The organism is Pseudomonas sp. KB_15 (assembly GCF_052114525.1).
GTDB lineage: Bacteria > Pseudomonadota > Gammaproteobacteria > Pseudomonadales > Pseudomonadaceae > Aquipseudomonas.
In genome coordinates, this window is sequence record NZ_JBFREX010000054.1 from 1 (window position 1) to 20755 (window position 20755).

General features: G+C 60.1%; 15 protein-coding genes and 1 other RNA gene. 4 read left to right on the forward strand and 12 right to left on the reverse strand.

Going from position 1 to position 20755, the window contains the following annotated elements:
* Nucleotides 1–191: 191 nt before the first annotated feature.
* The 3 genes from hemN (at nt 192) to AB4Z35_RS26715 (ending at nt 3030) form a co-directional block, all read left to right on the forward strand.
* Nucleotides 192–1574 carry an oxygen-independent coproporphyrinogen III oxidase gene (hemN, locus tag AB4Z35_RS26705; RefSeq protein ID WP_442100444.1) on the forward strand — a complete coding sequence of 461 codons (1383 nt, stop codon included), beginning with the start codon at nt 192–194 and terminating at the stop codon, nt 1572–1574.
* A gap of 92 nt (nt 1575–1666) precedes the next feature.
* The gene (fnr, locus tag AB4Z35_RS26710; RefSeq protein WP_007995802.1) at nt 1667–2401 is read left to right on the forward strand and encodes a fumarate/nitrate reduction transcriptional regulator Fnr; all 735 of its coding nucleotides are present in this window, start codon (nt 1667–1669) and stop codon (nt 2399–2401) included.
* A gap of 80 nt (nt 2402–2481) precedes the next feature.
* Nucleotides 2482–3030: an adenine phosphoribosyltransferase gene (locus tag AB4Z35_RS26715; RefSeq protein WP_007985920.1), complete on the forward strand. Its 549-nt coding sequence runs from the start codon at nt 2482–2484 to the stop codon at nt 3028–3030.
* 129 nt (nt 3031–3159) lie between these two features.
* Here AB4Z35_RS26715 and AB4Z35_RS26720 read toward each other — a convergent pair whose 3' ends face one another.
* The 5 genes from AB4Z35_RS26720 to dnaX form a co-directional block, all read right to left on the reverse strand.
* Nucleotides 3160–4308: an acyl-CoA dehydrogenase family protein gene (locus tag AB4Z35_RS26720; RefSeq protein ID WP_442100386.1), complete on the reverse strand. Its 1149-nt coding sequence runs from the start codon at nt 4306–4308 to the stop codon at nt 3160–3162.
* A gap of 191 nt (nt 4309–4499) precedes the next feature.
* Nucleotides 4500–5102, reverse strand: a complete 603-nt coding sequence (gene recR / locus AB4Z35_RS26725) for a recombination mediator RecR (RefSeq protein WP_007995809.1) — start codon at nt 5100–5102, stop codon at nt 4500–4502.
* Between the two features lie 79 nt (nt 5103–5181).
* On the reverse strand, nt 5182–6216 hold the full coding sequence (locus AB4Z35_RS26730; RefSeq protein WP_442100389.1) for an NADP-dependent oxidoreductase: 1035 nt from the start codon (nt 6214–6216) through the stop codon (nt 5182–5184).
* A 263-nt stretch (nt 6217–6479) separates the two neighbouring features.
* The gene (locus tag AB4Z35_RS26735) at nt 6480–6818 is read right to left on the reverse strand and encodes a YbaB/EbfC family nucleoid-associated protein (RefSeq protein ID WP_007995811.1); all 339 of its coding nucleotides are present in this window, start codon (nt 6816–6818) and stop codon (nt 6480–6482) included.
* A gap of 68 nt (nt 6819–6886) precedes the next feature.
* Nucleotides 6887–8959, reverse strand: a complete 2073-nt coding sequence (dnaX, locus tag AB4Z35_RS26740) for a DNA polymerase III subunit gamma/tau (protein WP_442100391.1) — start codon at nt 8957–8959, stop codon at nt 6887–6889.
* Nucleotides 8960–9082: 123 nt separating this feature from the next.
* Between dnaX and AB4Z35_RS26745 the strand changes: the two genes are divergently transcribed.
* Nucleotides 9083–9880, forward strand: a complete 798-nt coding sequence (locus AB4Z35_RS26745) for a substrate-binding periplasmic protein (protein ID WP_442100392.1) — start codon at nt 9083–9085, stop codon at nt 9878–9880.
* Between the two features lie 148 nt (nt 9881–10028).
* On the opposite strand, the gene AB4Z35_RS26750 is transcribed toward AB4Z35_RS26745, so the two are convergent.
* The 7 genes from AB4Z35_RS26750 to AB4Z35_RS26780 all read right to left on the reverse strand — a co-directional run bounded on the left by AB4Z35_RS26750 (nt 10029) and on the right by AB4Z35_RS26780 (nt 20671).
* On the reverse strand, nt 10029–10649 hold the full coding sequence (locus AB4Z35_RS26750; RefSeq protein ID WP_442100394.1) for a methyltransferase family protein: 621 nt from the start codon (nt 10647–10649) through the stop codon (nt 10029–10031).
* Between the two features lie 724 nt (nt 10650–11373).
* An RNA gene (gene ffs, locus AB4Z35_RS26755) (signal recognition particle sRNA small type) lies at nt 11374–11470 on the reverse strand.
* A gap of 111 nt (nt 11471–11581) precedes the next feature.
* Complete coding sequence (locus AB4Z35_RS26760) at nt 11582–12748, reverse strand: zinc-binding metallopeptidase family protein (RefSeq protein ID WP_442100396.1); 1167 nt, start codon at nt 12746–12748, stop codon at nt 11582–11584.
* Between the two features lie 173 nt (nt 12749–12921).
* Nucleotides 12922–15279: an NAD-dependent DNA ligase LigA gene (ligA, locus tag AB4Z35_RS26765; RefSeq protein ID WP_442100397.1), complete on the reverse strand. Its 2358-nt coding sequence runs from the start codon at nt 15277–15279 to the stop codon at nt 12922–12924.
* A 128-nt stretch (nt 15280–15407) separates the two neighbouring features.
* Entirely contained in the window at nt 15408–16262 is an 855-nt protein-coding gene (gene zipA / locus AB4Z35_RS26770) for a cell division protein ZipA (RefSeq protein ID WP_442100399.1), read from the reverse strand.
* 258 nt (nt 16263–16520) lie between these two features.
* Nucleotides 16521–20009, reverse strand: a complete 3489-nt coding sequence (smc, locus tag AB4Z35_RS26775; RefSeq protein ID WP_442100401.1) for a chromosome segregation protein SMC — start codon at nt 20007–20009, stop codon at nt 16521–16523.
* Between the two features lie 2 nt (nt 20010–20011).
* Complete coding sequence (locus AB4Z35_RS26780) at nt 20012–20671, reverse strand: GntR family transcriptional regulator (RefSeq protein ID WP_442100403.1); 660 nt, start codon at nt 20669–20671, stop codon at nt 20012–20014.
* Nucleotides 20672–20755: the final 84 nt, after the last annotated feature.

The window sequence follows — 20755 nt, forward strand, 5'->3', positions numbered from 1 at the left end:
ACCAAATTCACCTGAAACACCGCACAGTCTGATTTCACGACGGCTGCGCCGCCGAACGCAGCCTCGCAGGCTCGGCAGCTGCTACAGGGGGATGTTTGGCAATGACACCCTTGATGCAAATCAAGATGCCCCACCCCGCCCTCGCATAAAGTGGCTGACACTGCCAGCCTATCCGGGGGAATGCCCGCATGATGCTCGACGCCATTCGTTGGGACACCGATCTGATCCGCCGTTATGACCTGGCGGGACCACGCTACACCTCGTACCCGACTGCCGTGCAATTCAACAGCCAGGTCGGCACCTTTGACCTGTTCCATGCCCTGCGCGACAGCCGCAAGACTCAACGCCCGTTGTCGCTGTACGTGCACGTGCCGTTCTGCGCGAACATTTGCTATTACTGCGCCTGCAACAAGGTCATCACCAAGGATCGCGGCCGGGCGCTGCCTTACTTGCAGCGCCTGGAACAGGAAATCCAGTTGATCGCCTGCCATCTCGACACCACGCAGAAAGTCGAGCAACTGCACTTCGGTGGCGGCACGCCCACCTTTCTCAGCCACGACGAGCTGCGCCAGCTAATGGCGCATTTGCGCAAACACTTCAATTTGCTGGACGACGACTCCGGCGACTACGGCATCGAGATAGACCCGCGCGAGGCCGACTGGTCGACCATGGGCCTGCTGCGCGAACTGGGTTTCAATCGGGTCAGCATCGGCCTGCAAGACCTTGACCCGGCGGTCCAGCGAGCGGTCAATCGCCTGCAAAGCCTGGAAGAAACCCGCGCGGTGATCGACGCCGCCCGTACTTTGCAGTTTCGCTCGATCAATATCGACCTGATCTACGGCCTGCCAAAACAGACGCCGGAAAATTTCGCCCGCACCGTCGAAGAGGTCATCCACCTGCAACCGGACAGGTTATCGGTGTTCAACTACGCCCACTTGCCGGAACGCTTCATGCCGCAGCGGCGCATCAACAGCAATGATCTGCCGACACCCGCGCAGAAACTGGAAATGCTGCACCGCACCATTGAGCAACTGATCAACGCCGGCTACCGCTACATCGGCATGGACCACTTCGCCCTGCCCGACGATGAGCTGGCGATTGCCCAGGAAGAGTCGACCCTGCAACGCAACTTCCAGGGCTACACCACCCACGGTCATTGCGATTTGATCGGCCTCGGCGTCTCGGCGATCAGCCAGATCGGCGACCTTTACTGCCAGAACAGCAGCGACTTGAACCAGTATCAGAACGCGCTCGCAGCGTCGCAGCTGGCCACCAGTCGCGGCCTGCTGTGCAATGCCGACGACCGCCTGCGGCGCGCGGTCATTCAGCAATTGATCTGCACCTTCAGCCTGGAATTTTCCGACATCGAACAGGCCTTCAACATCGATTTTCAGGGCTATTTCGGCGAACTCTGGCCCCAACTGCAAGACATGGCCAAAGACGGGCTGATCGAGCTCGACCGCGAACGGATCACCATCCTGCCCGCCGGGCGATTGCTGGTACGCTCGGTGTGCATGGTCTTCGACGCGTATCTGGAACAACACAGCCGCCAGCGCTTTTCCCGGGTGATCTAGGCCACTGCGACAAAGCGCCACGGACTGGCCTCAATCTCCTCGGGTGAGTTACCCTTACATCTTATGTGTGTTTTCCCACAAGGATTGAAGAAATGTCCGAGCCAGTAAAACTGCGCGCTCATAATCAAGCCCATTGCAAGGATTGCAGCCTGGCCCCTCTTTGCCTGCCACTTTCGTTGAATCTGGAAGACATGGATGCGCTGGACGAAATCGTCAAACGTGGCCGGCCGCTGAAAAAAGGCGAATTTCTGTTTCGCCAGGGCGATACCTTCGATTCTGTTTACGCAGTCCGCTCTGGCGCCCTCAAGACCTTCAGCCTGAGCGACACCGGCGAAGAACAGCTCACCGGCTTTCACCTGCCCAGCGAACTGGTCGGCCTGTCGGGCATGGACACCGAAAAGCATCCGGTGTCGGCGCAAGCCCTGGAAACCACTTCAGTGTGTGAGATCCCCTTTGAACGCCTCGACGAACTGGCCCTGCAACTGCCGCAGTTGCGCCGTCAGTTGATGCGCGTGATGAGCCGCGAAATTCGCGATGACCAGCAGATGATGCTGCTGTTGTCGAAAAAGACCGCCGACGAACGCATCGCCACCTTCCTGGTCAACCTTTCGGCACGCTTCCGCGCCCGGGGTTTTTCCGCCAATCAGTTCCGCCTGAGCATGTCGCGCAACGAAATCGGCAACTACCTGGGCCTGGCGGTGGAAACCGTGTCTCGCGTCTTTACGCGCTTCCAGCAAAACGAACTGATCGCGGCAGAAGGCAAGGAGATCCGGATTATCGACCCGATCCAGCTGTGCGCCCTGGCCGGTGGCTCACTGGAAAGCTGAAACAAACCGTTGCGGCTGAGCGAAACGGTTCAGCCGCCGTTATACTTCGTCGTTTGCAGCCCTGCCAGGATTCTTCGACTATGGCCTTCGACTCCTTCGACATCAAATCCCTCATCCGCCCTGTCATCGACTTCCCGAAACCGGGCGTGATCTTTCGCGACATCACCCCGCTGTTTCAGTCGCCCACGGCCCTGCGCCTGGTGATGGACAGCTTCGCCCATCGTTATGTCGAGGCTGACTTCACCCATATCGGCGCCATGGACGCCCGCGGCTTCCTGATCGGTTCGGTACTGGCCTATCAGTTGAACAAGCCGCTGGTGCTGTTCCGCAAGCAAGGCAAGCTGCCGGCCGACGTGCTGGCCGAGGGCTATGCGACCGAGTACGGCGAAGCCTTTCTGGAAGTGCATGCCGACAGCTTGTGCGAGGGTGATTCGGTGGTGATGTTCGATGACCTGATCGCCACCGGCGGCACCCTGATTGCCGCCGCAAACCTGATCCGCCGCATGGGCGCGCGGGTGCATGAAGCGGCGGCGATCATCGACTTGCCGGAGCTGGGTGGCTCGCAGCGCCTGGAAGACATGGGCATTCCTACGTTCTGCCTGACGCAGTTTGCATTAACCGACAAGTAAGCGGCGACTGGGCCGACGCCATTCGCGAGCAAGCCCGCTCCCACACTGGACTGTATTCTTCCTGAAAGAACGCGGTCGAATGTGGGAGCGGGCTTGCTCGCGAAAGCGTCAGCCGCCACACCACCAAACTCAAAGCCCCATCTGCTTGCTGATGATCTCGTTCATCACTTCCCGCGTCCCGCCACCAATCGACAGTATCCGGTTGTCGCGGTACAGCCGCTCCACCAGACTTTCGCGCATGTAACCCAGCCCACCCAATATCTGCACCGCATCGTTGACGATCCGGTCTGCCGTATCCGTCGCAAAGTTCTTGGCCATGGAAATTTCCTTGATCACACTCTGCCCCGCCGCCATTTTCGCGGCCTGGCGGTAAGTGAACTCCCGGGACACTTCCAGCGCGGTCGCCATCTCGGCGAGGCGATGCCTGATCACCTGGAACTTGCCGATCGGCTTGCCAAAGGCTTCGCGCTGGCGCGCCCATTTCAGGCTCTCTTCCAGTGCAAGCTGTGCAGTCATGTTGGCCATCAATGCCAGGGCCAGGCGTTCGCTCTGGAAATTGCCCATGATGCAGGCAAAGCCCATGTTCTCGGTGCCGATCAGATTTCCTGCGGGCACCCGGCAATCATCGAAGAACAGTTCAGCCGTGTCCGACGCCCACCAACCCATTTTCTTCAGCTGCCGTCCTACGGTGAAACCGGGCGTGCCCTTCTCGATCAATAACAAGCTGATACCCGCGAAACCTGGCTCGCCGGTTCGCACCGCGACGGTATAGAAATCCGCGCGCACGCCGCTGGTAATAAAGGTCTTGCTGCCACTGACCCGATAGAAATCGCCATCGCGCACTGCGCGGGTTTGCAGGTTGGCGACGTCAGATCCACCGCCAGGCTCGGTGATGGCCAGGGCGCTGATCTTCTCTCCCGACAGCACCTGGGGCAGCACCCGATCTCGCACTTCGGGCCGACCCCACTTGAGAATGGGCGGCAAGCCGATATCCAGCGAGCCCAGACCGGCAACCAGCCCGCCTGAGCCGCAGCGCATCAACTCTTCACTGGCGGCAACCTTGGCGAACAGATCCCCTTCATGGCTGCCTCCGTAAGCTTCGGGGTAACCGATGCCGAGAATCCCCGCCGCGCCGGCCTTGAGATAGAGCTCGCGAGGAAAGCTTTCGGCTTCTTCCCACTGCTCGATATCGGGAAGAATCTCGCGTTCGACGAAGCGTCTGACGCTGTCACGGACCAATTGGTGGCTGGGGTCGAAGTATTCCTGAAAGGCAGACATCGGCGAGCTCCACTGAAGGGGTCAGTGAAGTTAACCGAGCGCTTGCTTGGTTTTCAACAGGATTGTGTGAATCAGCGATACCGAGGTGCGCCCTTCGCGAGCAAGCCCGCTCCCACATTGGTTTTGTGTGCACCGCAGCCCCCCTGTGGGAGCGGGCTTGCTCGCGATGGCGTCAGCCCGAACAACACAAATTACAGTGAGATCGGCTTACGCCCTGCAAACGAATGCGCCAGCGTCCCGCCATCCACCAGCTCCAGCTCACCACCCAGCGGTACGCCGTGGGCGATGCGCGAGGCGATCAGGCCTTTGTTGCTGAGCAACTGGGCGATGTAGTGTGCGGTGGCTTCACCTTCCACGGTCGGGTTGGTGGCCAGGATGACTTCGGTGAAGGTGCCCGCCTCTTCGATCCGCGCCATCAATTGCGGAATGCCGATGGCTTCCGGGCCCAAACCGTCGAGCGGCGACAGATGCCCCTTGAGCACGAAATAGCGGCCGCGGAAACCGGTCTGCTCCACCGCATAGACGTCCATCGGACCTTCCACCACGCAGAGCAAGGTGTCGTCGCGACGGGTATCGGCGCATTGCGGGCAAAGATCATCCTCAGTCAGCGTACGGCACAAACGGCAGTGGCCGACCCCTTCCATCGCCTGGCTCAGGGCCAGTGCCAGTCGTGAGCCGCCGCTGCGGTCACGCTCAAGCAACTGCAACGCCATGCGCTGGGCGGTTTTCTGACCCACGCCGGGCAAAATTCGCAGGGCGTCGATCAGTTGGCGAATCAAAGGGCTGAAGCTCATGGTGGAAAAGTCCGACAAAACAACGAGACGCGGTTTATACCCGCGCCTCGGTTGAGCGTCAAATTGCAGCGTCAATTACTCAGTCCCGGGAAACCCGAACCACCAATTTGCCGAAGTTGCGGCCCTCCAGCAGGCCGATGAACGCATCGGGCGCCTGTTCCAGGCCATCGACCACGTCCTCGCGGAACTTTACCTTGCCGTCGCGTACCCAGGGCGCCATGGCACTGAGGAATTCCGGCTGGCGATCACCATAGTCATCGAACACGATAAAGCCCTGAATGCGTACCCGTTTGGTCAACAGGGTGCGTTGCAACAGTGGCAGACGATCCGGCCCGCTCGGCGCTTCATTGGCGTTATAGGAGGCAATCAGGCCGCACAGTGGAACCCGCGCCTTGGGGTTGAGCAACGGCACCACGGCGTCGAACACCTTGCCACCGACGTTTTCATAATAAATGTCGATGCCCTTGGGACAAGCCTGCGCCAGCTCATCAGCAAAGTCCGGACTCCTGTGGTCGATGCAGGCATCGAAGCCCAACTCTTCGACGACATAACGGCACTTGTTCGCACCGCCGGCCACGCCGACCACGCGCAAGCCCTTGATCTTCGCCACCTGGCCGACTACCGAACCCACCGCGCCGGACGCCGCTGCAACCACCAGGGTCTCGCCGGCCTTGGGTTGGCCGATATCCATCAGCCCCATGTACGCGGTCATGCCCGGCATCCCCAGCACCCCGAGGGCCATCGAGGCACTTGGCAACCCCGACGGYACCGGGATGATGCTGCGCCCGTCATTGATACTGTGACTTTGCCAACCGGTGGCACCGACCACCAGGTCACCTTCCTGAAATTTTGGATTGAGCGACCGCTCGACCCGGCTGACAGCGCCCCCGGTCATGACTTCGCCGATTTCCACCGGTGCGGCGTAGGAAGGTGCGTCACTCATGCGTCCGCGCATGTAGGGATCCAGTGACAGGAAAACGGTCTTGAGCAGCACCTGACCGTCGGCCAGATCCGGCAACGCTACCCGCTCCATGCGGAAGTTTTCCGGCGTCGGCGCGCCGACCGGGCGTGAAGCCAGGACAATGCGTTGATTGAGGGTAATGGGGTCGGACATGGCAGCGTCTCCTGTGATCGATGGGGTTCGGTGATATAGGGAGCAGACCTTTGTGGCGGTTTGGCGTTCGATGTGTTTTCAGTTGTACCGGGGCGACTTCATCGCGAGCAAGCTCGCTCCCACATTTGGAATGCAATCCCCTGTGGGAGCGAGCCTGCTCGCGATGGCGGCATACCTGTCACCACCGACCCAACAGCCAGAAACAAAAATGCCAGGCGCAATGCCTAGCATTTTTTGTAGCTCATCTGCCGCCTGAAGGCGAATCAGAATGGCAGTTTCATGCCCGGTGGCAGTTGCATGCCGGCGGTCATGCTGCCCATTTTTTCCTGACTGTTGGCTTCGATCTTGCGCACGGCATCGTTGACCGCGGATGCGATGACCGCTTCCAGCATTTCCTTGTCGTCTTCGCTCATGCCTTCGACCAGGCTCGGGTCGATGGTCACGCTCTTGACGTCATGGCGACCGGTCATCACCACGGTGACCATATCGCCACCGGCCTTACCGGTGACTTCGGCGTTGGCCAGCTCTTCCTGCATCTTGGCCATTTTTTCCTGCATCTGCTGCGCCTGCTTCATCAGGCCGGCCATGCCACCTTTCATCATGGTAATCACCTCAAAAGTACTTGGATCAAAACAGCGCCCGGCGGAGTGTAGCCGAGCGCCTTCAGTTATTAGCCCTGAGTGACCAGGGCGTCGACAGGTTCAATAGTATCGTTACGGACCACCGCACCGAACTGCTGCATCATTTGCTGGATGAACGGATCGCCGTGGATCGATTCCTCCGCCTCGCGCTGACGATTGGCGCGGCGGCGCGAAGCCGCTTGTGCCGGGGTTTCCTGCTCGGGCTTGATCAGCTCGATGCTCAGGGTCAGCGTGCGCTGGTGATACTGGTTCAGCGCATCGTTGAGGCGACGCTGTTGAGTGGCGTTGAACAAGGCACTGTGGGCCGGGTCCAGGTGCATCAGCCAATTGTCGCCATCCACCGCGATCAGCGTGCAGTTGGCGGCGATGCTGCCGGTCATGCCGGAGATCGGCAATTTCGGGAACAGCTCCAGCCATTGCAGGGCCAGACCGGTGGCCGGCATTGCCGCGAGCTCAGGCTCTGGCTCCGGAGCAGCCTCGGCGGCATGCTCGCTGGCCAACTCGTCGAGGTAACTGTAGGCCGAATCCATGTCCGGCTCGATGTAATCCTCGTCCAGCGGCGGCTCGTCATCCAGGTCCATGCCCGGCGTCGCGGCATCGACGTCGGCCACCGAAGGTTCAGGGATCGGCGCGGCAGCCCATTCCGGGGCGTCCGGCACCACGCTGTCCGGTGTCGGCAACGGCATCGGCGGTAAATCGGGTTGTTCGCTGGCGGTTTCCAGCACCGGCTCCACCGCCGGTTGCTGAACGGGCGCCGGCTCGACCGGGTCATTCCACGGCAGGTCGACAACTTCTTCGACCACGACCGCCTCAACCACAGGCGCAGGCTCTGGCACAACGACCGGTGCAGGTGCAGGTGCAGGTACAGGTGCCGCCACTGGCGCAGCCGCCATCGGTGCAACGGCCGCAGCGACTACCGGCGCAACAACCGGCGCGGCAGCCACTGAGTTTGCGGAATCAACTGTGGCCTGGCTGATCCCCACTGGCTTTAGCGGTTGCCTTGGGGCATCCGCGGTGTCTGCGGGCCGGAACGCCAGCATCCGCAGCAACACCATTTCAAAACCGCCCCGGGGATCGGGCGCCAGCGGCAAGTCGCGGCGGCCGATCAGGCCCATCTGGTAGTAGAACTGCACGTCTTCGGCCGGCAAGGCCCGGGCCAGTGCCAGCACGCGATCACGGTCGCCGTGACCGTTATCGACACCTTCCGGCAAGGCCTGGGCGATGGCAACGCGGTGCAGCACATTGAGAATTTCCGAGAGCACGCCGTTCCAGTCCGGCCCTTGTTCGGCCAGGTGGCGGACGGCTTCGAGCAACGCCCTGGCATCGCCTTCGATCAGCGCATGCAGGACGTCGTAGACCTGCCCGTGATCGAGGGTCCCGAGCATCGCCCGCACGTCGGCGGCCATGACCTTGCCTTCACCGAAGGCAATCGCCTGGTCGGTCAGGCTCATGGCATCCCGCATCGACCCGTCGGCGGCACGGCCCAGCAACCACAGCGCATCGTCTTCGAACGGCACGTTCTCGACGCCCAGCACGTGGGTCAAATGCTCGACGACGCGTTCCGGCGTCATGTTCTTCAGGGAGAACTGCAGGCACCGCGACAGAATCGTTGCAGGAAGTTTCTGCGGATCGGTCGTGGCCAGGATGAACTTGACGTAGGGTGGCGGCTCTTCGAGGGTTTTGAGCAGTGCGTTGAAGGAATGGCTGGAGAGCATGTGCACTTCGTCGATCAGGTAGACCTTGAAGCGCCCGCGGCTCGGGGCGTACTGCACATTGTCGAGCAACTCGCGAGTGTCTTCGACCTTGGTGCGGCTCGCGGCGTCGATCTCGATCAGGTCGACAAAGCGGCCYTCRTCGATTTCGCGGCACACCGAGCAYTCGCCACAAGGSGTCGAAGTGATACCTGTCTCACAGTTCAGGCATTTGGCAATGATCCGCGCGATGGTGGTCTTGCCGACTCCCCGGGTACCGGTAAACAGGTACGCGTGGTGCAGCCGCTGGCTGTCCAAGGCATTGATCAGAGCCTTGAGCACATGGGTCTGGCCGACCATTTCGCGGAACGAGCGCGGACGCCATTTACGTGCAAGAACCTGATAACTCATCGAAAACCGTCGCAGCGAAGGAAGCAGAAGCGGCTAATGCTAGCGGAGCAAGGCACAAATTGCATCCGGTGCGCTCGTGTATTCTGGCTAAGCTGCACATCGCAGGCATTTAATGGAGTGTTTATGCGGCTGGCCTTGGGAGCATTGCTGTTGATCAGCCTGGACGGCGAGGCCGCGCAAGCTCCGCTGCGCTTCGTGATATCCGACAGCTGGACCATGCCCATGGTGCAGCTTGAAGGAGGCAAACCGACCCAGGGCATTCTGTATGACGTGATGCTCAGTCTCGCGACTCAGGTCGGCGTACCGGCCGAATTCCATGTGTTGCCCCGCGGGCGGGTGGAAAACGCCATGAAACAAGGCGAGGTCGATATCCGCTGTTATGCCGCGCAATCGTGGCTGCCCCGTCAGTCCGGCGACTACCTCTGGAGCATCCCGCTCTTTACCCAGCCCGACCTGCTGATCACCCCGAATGCGCGCCCCGCTCCAGTGAATCCGGCGGATTTGCCACAACAGTCCATCGGCACCGTGCTGGGCTACAGCTACCCGACCCTGCAACCGCTGTTCGACACCGATCAACTGCATCGCGACGACGCACGCAATCAGGAACTGGTGCTGGAAAAGCTCCTCGCCGGCCGCAACCGCTATGCCGTCAGCAATCAATGGAGCCTGGACTGGTTCAATCAGCGCCTGCTACCGGCGCAACAGCTGCGCAGCGTGGCAGTGCTGCAGGAGCAGAATGTCGGCTGCTACGTGCGCAACGACCCACAAGTGCCGGTACAGAGCATTCTGCGCACCCTGGTGCGGATGAAGATGTCCGGGGAGATCGATAAGATTGTCCGGTTGTATACCGGTGGCGAGCCGGCGGCTGTGGATAAATCGGAAACGACAAAAAACCGCCCCGGACAAGTTCCTGGCAGCTAGCGAAAGTTTTTTCAGAAAGATAACGCGAGAGAACACTCGCGTGGCGTTAAGGCGGTAACCCTACCAGCCACACCCCGGCACACAATGCCGCCGCTGCGGCTGCTCCTGACCTGACAACCATCTAAGGGCGTCGGCCAACACCGGAAAACTAAAACAAGAATGGAACAAGCCGATAACGAACACCCTGCATATACTCTCGATATAATGGATCAAGAGAAAGATGCGCCTCTTCTCGAAATATTCGCGCGACCAGAAAACTGATAGTTCCCACATAGATAGCTATATTAGCCAGTGATGTATTTGCCAATACATAGCCCGTAAATGTCAGACAATAACTGGCATAGATAGGATGACGCACCAAGCGATACATCCACGCAGTCTTGATAACCCGCTTTGCGGCAACGAGCGCAAAGCTGCGGTTTAGAGAAAGTATACCCAGCACCTGAATGATCGTTCCCACAACTATCAGAAAACTTGCCCACGGGAGTACCCCCCAAGCCTCCGGCCGGAAAAACAATGGGGTAAAAGTCCCACCTGCCGCCATCAACCAGTCGAGCGGAATGAGCGAAACCGTCTTTGGCTCGCTTCGAAAAATGTACAAAACTGCTGTCAGCGTCTCGGAGAGACAGAACAAAAGCATCGTCAGTTGTTGCGTTTCTAGAAATMGGACCAAATGAACATAAGCAAAAACACTCCACACCCCCGCCAGGATAACTCCGCTATAAAATCCGACCCATCTCGACTGCAGCACTGCAGACAATGAACTCATGCCAGAAACTCCTGTCCGAAAAGTAACCAAAATCCGTTTTGAGGCGCCTTGATTTGCCCCCCCTTACCCACTGACATTGTCGACACCGTGATTGCGTCATCACTGATCATCACAGCCTAGCCAAAAATCAGACTTCAAGCTCCATCTTGAAAACACTCTGATAGCAAGACTGAAATCCGTCCCCGCCTGACTCTGCGACAAGACAAAACTCCGACACTCTCACGACTTCTGGCAAAACGCACGTCTGCCTTGATGCCTTGGAACTATTATCCCTTACAACTTGATAGAATTAAGCATCTACCCATAATAACCAATAGGACCAAATAGCTGTCTGCGCAAATATCGAATCCTCATAACAACATGCCCAACTATTCGATTTGCCTATGGCGATGACTCCGTCAAGCCCAAAAAATCAGCAGGACATTGCTCCTGATCGGGCCAGGACACGTAGACAACAGGACCACGGTGAGCTTGCCATATCCCTCGACTGACTCACGGCGCACTTAATACGAAGTAGTTTGCCAACCTGGGCCAGCAGCGAGAAGGTGCGCAGAGATGCCACAGCAAGGAAAGTGGAGAGCGCAGCAAGGTTTTGAAGAGTGCAAACGTAAAGCCTGCGCGTCTCGTATGGCGCACCACTTCGGCGTACCTGAACGCTGTCACACTTCGAGATTTTTGTGCTGACAAATCCTTGTAGACTCAAGGATTCAGAGATAGGTGGCGACCCCACCAGCCACACCCCGGCACACAATGTCACCGCTGCGGCTGCTCCCTTCCAGGCCTGACCGGGTTCACGGCTGATCGTTGCGGGGGGACCGATGGGGTCACCATAACGACGCTCACCTGTCGGCGAGCCGCGCCATTGTACCTATCTGAGGCGAAGTTACAACCGTTGGTTTCGGATAAAAAATATGAAGGGGTTCAAGCACTTGCTATTGCGCCTGAAGCACCTCGTCCGCCCTGCCGCCCTCCTGCTGAATCACCAGGTGGATAAAGTGCAGCCTGGCAATCACCGCCGGCGGCAGGACGAATGGATAGAAATCCGGCTGCCCCATGCTGCGTGACAGTTCATTGAGCATACCCGCCAGCTCGATCCACGCATTGACGAACGACAGAAAAGCCACGCCGCCGGGGTGCAGTGGATCGTAGAGGGTATCCAGCGCAAACGGCTGATAGTCGAAGTCCCATTCCCGGGCACTCATGCCAAAGCCCAACGCGGTGTCCACCGCATCCATCATGTGCAGGTAATGCGCCCAGGTTTCCGCCCAGTCTTCCCATGGGTGCATGGTCGCGTAGGCGCTGACGTAGTGCTGCTGCCAGCCGAGCGGTGCGCCCTGCTGATAATGTCGTTCGAGGGCATCGGCATAGCTGGCGCGCTCATCGCCAAACAATCCACGAAACGGCTCAAGCCAATGGCTGTTGGCGATCAATCGATCCCAATAGAAATGCCCGACCTCGTGACGGAAATGCCCGAGCAGCGTGCGATAGGGTTCGCGCATTTGCACCCGCACCTGCTCGCGATGGGCATCGTCTGCCTCCTTGATATCGAGGGTGATCAAGCCATTGGCGTGGCCGGTGGTCGGCAGCTTGCCCTCGAGGTCGACGCCGATGAAATCGAACGCAAGGCCGGTTTCTTCATCCACGCTTTTCGGGATGACGGGCAATCCAAGGCTGACCAGTTGCGCCACCAAGCGGCGTTTGGCGGTTTCTACCTTGCGCCAGCGTTCGTGATTGTCCGTTATCGACAGGTCGGGAATCGTGCGATTCAAGCTACAAGCCATGCACAAGGTTTCGTGATGACTGACCGGGAGCAGCCAATTACAGGCTGCAGGTGAATCGAGATTGGCGCAGCGGCGGAACGCACCCGCCTCCGGATCGGCGTCGAGCAACCAGGTGTCGGGGCGCTCGCCCGGTTGCAGCGAAGACAAGCGGCTTTGCTCAGGCTGATATCCAAGGGCTGCCGAACACGCCAGGCACTGGCTGTTGCGAAAGAACAGCGACTGCCCGCAACGACAGGACCAGACCTTGCTGTTGCGCGAGCTTTCGCCCACGAACGGTGCGGCAATGCGCGAACTGAGCTGTTCGAAGAAACGGTACATGGCGATCTCTCCCGGGGGCTTGCAGAGACTAGATCATTACCGTGACGTGATCCTTCCCGCTTTCTGCCGGGGTGCTGAAATCGCCATCGCGAGCAAGCCCGCTCCCACCTTTAACCGGGTTCTTCCTGCAGGAATCCGATCGAATGTGGGAGCGGGCTTGCTCGCGAATGGCTTCACACTGAAATATCGTGCTCGCGCAGAAACTCGACAAACGCCTCTTCATCCAGCACCTTCAGGCCCAGCTCATTGGCCTTGGTCAACTTGGAGCCCGCGCCGGGCCCGGCCACCACGCAATGAGTCTTGGCCGACACGGAGCCAGCGACCTTGGCCCCCAGGCTTTCGAGTTTTTCCTTGGCGATATCGCGACTCATCAGCTCCAGCGAGCCGGTCAGCACCCAGGTCTGCCCGGCCAGCGGCAAGCCTTCGACGACCTTCTTCTCGCTCTGCCAGTGCATGCCGAAATCGGCCAGTTGCTTCTCGGCCGCTTCGGCCAATTGGCGATTGGCCTCGACCGCGAAGAACTCACGCACCGAATTGGCTTGTTTCTCCGGCAGCGCCTGGCGCATATCGAGCCAGTCAGCGCCGATCACCGCCTGCAGCGAGCCGAATTTGTCCGCCAGCTTCTGCGCCCCGCCCGGACCGACCGACGGAATATGCAGCTTGTCGAGGAAACCGCCGAGCGTGGTGCTCGCCGAAAACTCGGCACCCAACTCGCCCTGATCCTGAATCTGCATGCCATGTCTGAGCAAATCAGCGATCACCTGCTGGTTATGTGCGTCTTCAAAGAAGCTGTGGATCTCGTACGCGACTTCCAGGCCAACATCCGGCAAGTACGTCAGCACCTGTGGCAAGGCCTGTTGCACCCGTTCCAGCGAACCCAGGGAGCGGGCCAGAACCTTGGCGGTCTCCTCGCCGACATCGGGAATCCCGAGGGCGTAGATGAACCGCGCCAGGCCCGGTTTCTTGCTGTCTTCGATGGCGCCGAGCAGGTTCTTGCTCGACAGTTCGGCAAAGCCTTCCAGATCGACGATCTGCTCGAACGTCAGGGCGTACAGATCGGCCGGCGAACTCACCAGGCCTTCGTCGACCAGTTGCTCGACGCTTTTCTCCCCCAACCCTTCGATGTCCATGGCGCGACGGGAAACGAAGTGAATGATTGCCTGCTTGAGTTGCGCGCCACAGGCCAGGCGGCCGACGCAGCGGTACACCGCGCCTTCGCTGACCGTCTCACGGCCCTTGCTGCGCTTGATCAGTTGCGTGCGCTCGACATGGGAGCCGCACACCGGGCACTGCTCGGGAATCTGCACCGGCCGGGCGTTTTCCGGACGACGTTCCATGACCACTTGCACCACTTGCGGAATCACGTCACCGGCGCGGCGGATGATCACCGTGTCGCCGATCATCAAGCCCAGACGCGCCACTTCATCCATGTTGTGCAGCGTGGCATTGGCCACCGTGACACCCGCGACCTTGACCGGTTTCAGGCGCGCCACGGGCGTCACAGCCCCGGTGCGGCCGACCTGGAATTCCACATCGAGCAGTTCGGTGAGTTCTTCCATCGCCGGGAATTTGTGGGCGATGGCCCAGCGCGGCTCACGGGCGCGGAAACCCAGTTCGCGCTGGGAGGCGATGCTGTTGACCTTGAACACCACGCCGTCGATTTCATACGGCAGCGCGTTACGCCGCTCACCGATGTCGCGGTAGTAATCCAGACATTCGGCGATACCGTGCGCCAGTTTCAGCTCATGACTGATCGGCATGCCCCAGGCTTTGAGCTGCTGCAAATTGCCGATGTGCGTATCGGCAATGTCCGCCGACACCTGGCCGATGCCGTAGCAGCAGAACTCCAGCGGACGATTGGCGGTGATCTTCGAATCCAGCTGCCGCAAACTGCCTGCCGCGGCGTTGCGCGGGTTGGCGAAGGTCTTGCCGCCGACTTCCAGTTGCGTGGCGTTGAGCCGCTCGAAACCGGCCTTGGACATGAACACTTCGCCGCGCACCTCCAGGGTCGCCGGCCAGCCAGTGCCGTGCAGCTTGAGCGGAATATTGCGTACGGTGCGCACGTTGACACTGATGTCTTCGCCAGTCGTGCCATCGCCGCGCGTGGCGCCGCGCACCAGTACGCCATCCTGATACAGCAGGCTGACCGCCAGGCCATCGAGCTTGGGTTCACAGCTGTATTCGACTGTTGCGCCGCCACCGAACAGGTCGCCGGCCGGCAGGTCCAGGCCTTCGCTCACCCGGCGGTCGAACTCGCGCATGTCGGTTTCTTCGAAGGCGTTGCCGAGGCTGAGCATCGGCACTTCGTGACGCACCTGGGTAAACGCCGACAGCGCCGCACTGCCCACTCGCTGGGTCGGCGAATCGCTGGTGATCAGTTCGGGATTGGCCGCCTCAAGGGCCTTGAGTTCGTTGAACAAGCGGTCGTATTCGGCGTCCGGAATGCTCGGCTCGTCCAGCACGTGATAACGATAGTTGTGCTGATCGAGTTCAGCGCGCAGCTCTAAAATACGGTTCTTGGCGGCGGTCATGGGTGTTCTCTCGTAAAGCAAAAGAGCAGCCGAGGCTGCTCTATCTCATCTCATTAAGATCAAGAGATCGCAGCCTCGTTTCACTCGACAGCTCCTACAGAGTGAAACGAGACTGCGATCTTTTGCCTTTATCGTTTCTGGGTCAGGGCGCGGCGTTCGAATTCCACGATGCGCTGACGGTAGTGCTCGATCGTCTGGGCGGTCAGTACGCTGCGCTGGTCGTCCTTCAGTTCGCCGTTGAGCTCCTGGGACAATTTACGCGCCGCTGCCACCATGACGTCGAAGGCTTGCTTCGGATGGCGAGGGCCTGGCAGACCCAGGAAGAAGCTCACCGCCGGAGTGCTGAAGTGGTCGATGTCGTCCAGGTCGAATACACCTGGCTTGACGGCGTTGGCCATGGAGAACAACACCTCCCCGTTACCCGCCATGCTTTCGTGACGGTGGAAGATATCCATCTCGCCGAAACGCAGGCCGCTTTCCAGAATGTTCTGCAACAGCGCCGGGCCCTTGAAGCCGGCAGCGTCACGACAGATCACGCTGATCACCAGCACTTCTTCAGCTTGCGGTTGCTCTTTGTCGCTGACCGATGGCGAAGCCTTGGTGTCATTCGGGAAATCGTCGTCGCGGCTGCTGAAGCTCGGGCCGCCGTCCAGATCCAGGCTGAGGTTCATGTCACCCTGGGAAGGCTCGCCGTGACTGCGCTTGCCGCGCTTGGAACCCGACTCGCGAGGTTCGCGGGCCGGCATGCTCACCGACGGCAGATCCTGCTCGTCCAGTTGCGGCTCTTTATGCGTGTCCAGCACGCGCGGCGGGCCCAGCAGCTCGGCGCTGCTGTCCTCGTCCGGCAGATTGGACAGACTTCGGTCAAGACGGAACTTCAGTTTTCCCTTGCCGCCGCGCATACGGCGCCAGCCATCGAAAAGAATACCGGCAATGACAATAATGCCGATGACGATCAGCCACTCGCGCAGACCGATTTCCATGTAATCCCGTGCCTCTATGAAAAATGCTGAAAAATAAGGGGTTTACAACGTGCAAACCGCTTTAAAACGTGGCGCCAACTCTATGTTCTGACAGGCGTTTTGCCCACGTATACGAAAAATTGACATTAAACTAGCACGACCAAAGGCAACTTTACACCGTCTACCACCTTGGCTAGCGCGAATATGTCGATTAGCCAGCAAGTCGAAGCCAGTAAAAGAGTCCTACAACCCATAAACACCMCTTCCTGCAACCACGACTCAGGCGTCCACCATCGCCATCGCCTCCTCGACATCCACGGCCACCAGACGTGAACAGCCGGGTTCGTGCATCGTCACACCCATCAGTTGTTCGGCCATTTCCATGGCGATCTTGTTGTGGGTGATATAGATGAACTGCACTGTCTGCGACATCTCTTTTACCAACCGCGCGTAGCGTCCAACGTTAGCGTCATCCAGTGGCGCGTCAACCTCATCGAGCATGCAGAACGGCGCCGGATTCAACTTGAAGATCGCAAAAACCAGGGCCAATGCGGTCAGGGCCTTTTCGCCACCGGAGAGCAAATGGATGGTGCTGTTCTTCTTTCCTGGCGGCTGCGCCATGATTGTTACCCCTGTATCGAGTAAATCTTCGCCCGTCAGTTCCAAATAAGCGCGACCTCCACCGAAAACTTTTGGGAAAAGCGCCTGCAAACCGCCATTGATCTGATCAAAGGTATCCTTGAAACGGTTACGGGTTTCCTTGTCGATCTTGCGGATGACGTTTTCCAGTGTCTCCAATGCTTCCACCAGATCGTCGTTCTGCGCATCCAGATAACGTTTACGCTCCGATTGTTGCTGGTACTCATCGATGGCTGCCAGGTTGATCGCGCCCAGGCGCTGAATCCTCGCGGCGATGCGCTCGAGCTCTTCCTCGGCTTCCTTCTCGCTGGCCTCGGCGGTCAACGTCGCGAGTACGCCGTGGAGATCGTAGCCGTCTTCCAGCAACTGGTCCTGCAAGGTCTTGCGGCGCACGGTCAGGGCTTGCCATTCCATGCGCTGGGTTTCGAGCTGGCTGCGAATCAACTGGGATTGTTGTTCGGCCTGACTGCGGCGCTTCTCGGCATCGCGCAGTTCGCGGTCGGCGTCTTCGAGGGCGATCTGCGCGGTCTTGAGTTCTTCGTCGACGGTCATGCGCTTGTCGAGCAGTTCTTCGAGCTTCAGGCGCAGCTCTTCCAGTGGCGCTTCGCCCTCCTCCAGATTGAGGCTCAGTTGTTCGCGCTTTTCGGTCAGCCGCTCGGACTGCATCTCCAGCCGTTCCAGCGCCTGGCGTGTCGAATCATGCTGCGCCTTGAGCGAACCCAAACGCACCGCCAACTGGTGGGCGTGATCCTTGTGTTGCCGCGCTTCCTGACGCACCCGGTCCAGGCGCTCGCGCAAACTGTCGCGCTGTGCCAGCAACAACTCACGCTGCTCGGTGTCCAGCGCCATGCTGTCGAGGGCTTCCTGCAATTGCAGGCGCGCTTCACCGATGTGTTCGTGCTCCAAGGCCCGCTGTTCGTCCAGCTCGGTGAGCTCTTCGTCGAGACGGGTGCGGCGCAGGGTCAACTGTTCGGCCTTGGCTTTGCCGGCGGACAATTGAGCCTTTAACTCACCTTGCTGACGGGCTTCGTCCTGCAGCAAACGGCGCAAATGTTCGCGACCGTTTTCCTGCTGACGCTGCTGCGCCCTGAGATTCTGCAGTTGGGTTTCCAGGGTTTCGACAGCGGCTTCGCGCTCTTCGCGCTCAAGGCCCAGCTGCTGGATTTCCTGACCACGGGCGAGCACGCCGCTTTCCGCTTCACTGGCCCGACGCACGCGCAGAAAATGCCGACCGACCCAGTAACCGTCACGACTGATAAGGCTCTGGCCGGCAGTCAATTGCCCGCGCAAGGCCAAGGCCTGTTCAAGGCTGTCGACCGGTTTGACTTGCCCCAGCCATGGCGACAGATCGATCTGCGCCTCGACCATGTCCAGCAAGCTGCCCGGTACTCGGACGCCATCGCTGGCCGGGCTGAGCAAACGCAAATCGCCCTGGGCAAAGCCCGACAGATCGAAATCGTTGAAATCATCCACCAGCACCGCTTGCAGGTCGGCGCCGAGCACGGTCTCTACCGCCAGCTCCCAACCTGCCTCAACCTTGAGGCCTTCGGCCAAGCGAGGGCGATCAGCGAGATTCTGTTCGCGCAGCCATTCGGCGGTGCCGGTGCCCGGATCGAGCGCGGCTTGCTGCAAGGCTTCGAGCGAAGCCAGCCGACCGTTGAGCCGCTGCAAATCGCCCTGGGCCTGTTGTTGCGCCGTCAGCGTTTGCTGTAATTGCTGGCGCAGTTGCTCGAGCTTTTCGACCTGAGCCTCTTCACTGGTCTGCAAATCCTCGAGGGTCGCCTCGGATTCAGCGAGCTGCTCGCTGAGCTCCATGATCGCCGCGTCTTCCGGGTCCGCCGAGAGCAAGGCGCGTTCTTCGCCAAGACGCTTCTGGCGATCGGCCAGGCGCTCCAGGCTGGTTTCCAGCTGCTGGATCCGCGATTGCTGCACTTCGGCCTGACGGCGCGGCTCGGCGGCGGTGAGGTTGAACGTATCCCACTGCTCTTGCCAGCCATGCATGGTGGTTTCGGATTCTTCCAGCGCGGCGGCGGCCTCTTCGGCGGCGGCGCTGGTGACTTCCTGCTCCGGGGTGAGCATGTCCAGCTCTTCGCCGAGGGTCAGCAGCAGTGTGCGGTCGTGGCCCAGGTGCGATTCGGTTTCCAGGCGTGCGCGTTCGGCCTCTTTCAGGTCATCCTGCAACTGGCGCAAACGCTGCTGACCGTGCTGGATGCTCTGCTCGACCCGGGCTATGTCGCCGCCGACCGAGTAGAAGCGCCCCTGCACCAGATTGAAGCGCTCCGACAGGTCGTGGTGCCCGTCACGCAGGCGCTCGATGCTCGCGTCGGCATTGCGCTGTTCGGCCACCAGGGCTTCGAAAGAAACTTCCTGGTTGCCGATGATCGCTTCACGCTGGCCGACCTGATCATTCAGCGCCTGCCAGCGCAGGGCCGACAACTGGGCCTTGAGCTGACGCTCCTCGCCCTTGTATTCCTGATACTTCCTGGCGGCCTCGGCCTGGCGATGCAAGCGCTCAAGCTGACGCGTCAGCTCTTCGCGCAGGTCGGTCAGGCGTTCCAGGTTCTCGTGGGTACGACGGATGCGGTTTTCGGTCTCGCGCCGGCGCTCCTTGTACTTGGAGATGCCCGCCGCTTCTTCGATGAAGTTGCGCAGGTCTTCGGGCTTGGACTCGATCAGCTTGGAGATCATCCCCTGCTCGATGATCGAGTAGCTGCGTGGGCCAAGGCCGGTGCCGAGGAAGATGTCGGTAATGTCACGACGCCGGCATTTGGTGCCGTTGAGGTAATAGGTGGTCTGGCTGTCGCGGGTCACTTTGCGGCGAATGGAGATTTCCGCGTAGGCGGCGTATTCACCGAGCAAGGTGCCGTCGGAGTTATCGAACACCAGTTCGATGCTCGCCTGGCTCACCGGTTTGCGGCTGGTGGAGCCGTTGAAGATGACGTCGGTCATCGACTCGCCGCGCAGGTTCTTCGCCGAACTCTCGCCCATCACCCAGCGTACGGCGTCGATGATGTTCGATTTGCCGCAGCCATTGGGCCCGACCACCGCCGCCATGTTACTGGGGAAGTTCACCGTGGTCGGGTCGACGAAGGACTTGAATCCCGCCAGCTTGATGCACTTGAGCCGCACGCTCAGGCGTCCGTCAGGGCAGAAACCACCAGATCGCAACTGCGCTGGGCGTAAGCCGTCAGCACTTCGCGGATCTGCGGAAAGTCACGGGCCAGCACGGCAGCAAGCAAGCGTTCGAACAGCTCGAGGAACTCGCTCATCGACGCTTTGCGCTGGTCCAGGGCGAGGAAATAGGCACGGCTCATGGCCGGCTGCAGATTCTCGACGGTTTCCTGCAAGTACGGGTTGTTGGCGAACGGGTACGCGGCACGCATCACATTGAAGCTGTCGTCGACGAAAGTGCGGATGTCCTGGCGCTCGTAGCTGGCAGTCAGGCGTTGCTGGATCTGCACGAACGGCGCCATGTCGGCCTGGGTTTTCCAGCCGCTGGCCACCGAGTTACCGAGCAGAATATAGAGCTCGCTCATCAGCGCGCACAGGCTCTGCACCTTGTGCGCAGTGAGCTCGGTGACGTGGGCGCCACGACGCGGCAGGATCGCGATCAGGTGCCGACGCTCGAGGATCAGCAAGGCCTCGCGGACCGAACCGCGGCTGACATTGAGGGCCAGCGTGACCTTCTGTTCCTGGATGCGCTCCCCGGGCTTCATTTCGCCGCGAATGATGCGTTCGGCGAGGTGGTGAGCGATTTGCTCGGCGAGGCTGTCCGGCGCCTTGAACGTCATGGTTGTCCTTCAAACTCTTCGATCTGTACAAGCGGCGCAGTGTAGCGCAATTGCTGCGTCAGAGCGGAGTGCCCGCCCGGTGGT

Coding starts and splice junctions, on each gene's coding strand:
- AB4Z35_RS26745 (WP_442100392.1), top strand. CDS start 9,083: ATGCGGCTGGCCTTGGGAGCATTGCTGTTGATCAGCCTGGACGGCGAG.
- AB4Z35_RS26715 (WP_007985920.1), top strand. CDS start 2,482: ATGGCCTTCGACTCCTTCGACATCAAATCCCTCATCCGCCCTGTCATC.
- AB4Z35_RS26720 (WP_442100386.1), bottom strand. CDS start 4,308: ATGTCTGCCTTTCAGGAATACTTCGACCCCAGCCACCAATTGGTCCGT.
- ligA (WP_442100397.1), bottom strand. CDS start 15,279: ATGACCGCCGCCAAGAACCGTATTTTAGAGCTGCGCGCTGAACTCGAT.
- zipA (WP_442100399.1), bottom strand. CDS start 16,262: ATGGAAATCGGTCTGCGCGAGTGGCTGATCGTCATCGGCATTATTGTC.
- recR (WP_007995809.1), bottom strand. CDS start 5,102: ATGAGCTTCAGCCCTTTGATTCGCCAACTGATCGACGCCCTGCGAATT.
- hemN (WP_442100444.1), top strand. CDS start 192: ATGCTCGACGCCATTCGTTGGGACACCGATCTGATCCGCCGTTATGAC.
- fnr (WP_007995802.1), top strand. CDS start 1,667: ATGTCCGAGCCAGTAAAACTGCGCGCTCATAATCAAGCCCATTGCAAG.
- AB4Z35_RS26735 (WP_007995811.1), bottom strand. CDS start 6,818: ATGATGAAAGGTGGCATGGCCGGCCTGATGAAGCAGGCGCAGCAGATG.
- AB4Z35_RS26760 (WP_442100396.1), bottom strand. CDS start 12,748: ATGTACCGTTTCTTCGAACAGCTCAGTTCGCGCATTGCCGCACCGTTC.
- AB4Z35_RS26780 (WP_442100403.1), bottom strand. CDS start 20,671: ATGACGTTCAAGGCGCCGGACAGCCTCGCCGAGCAAATCGCTCACCAC.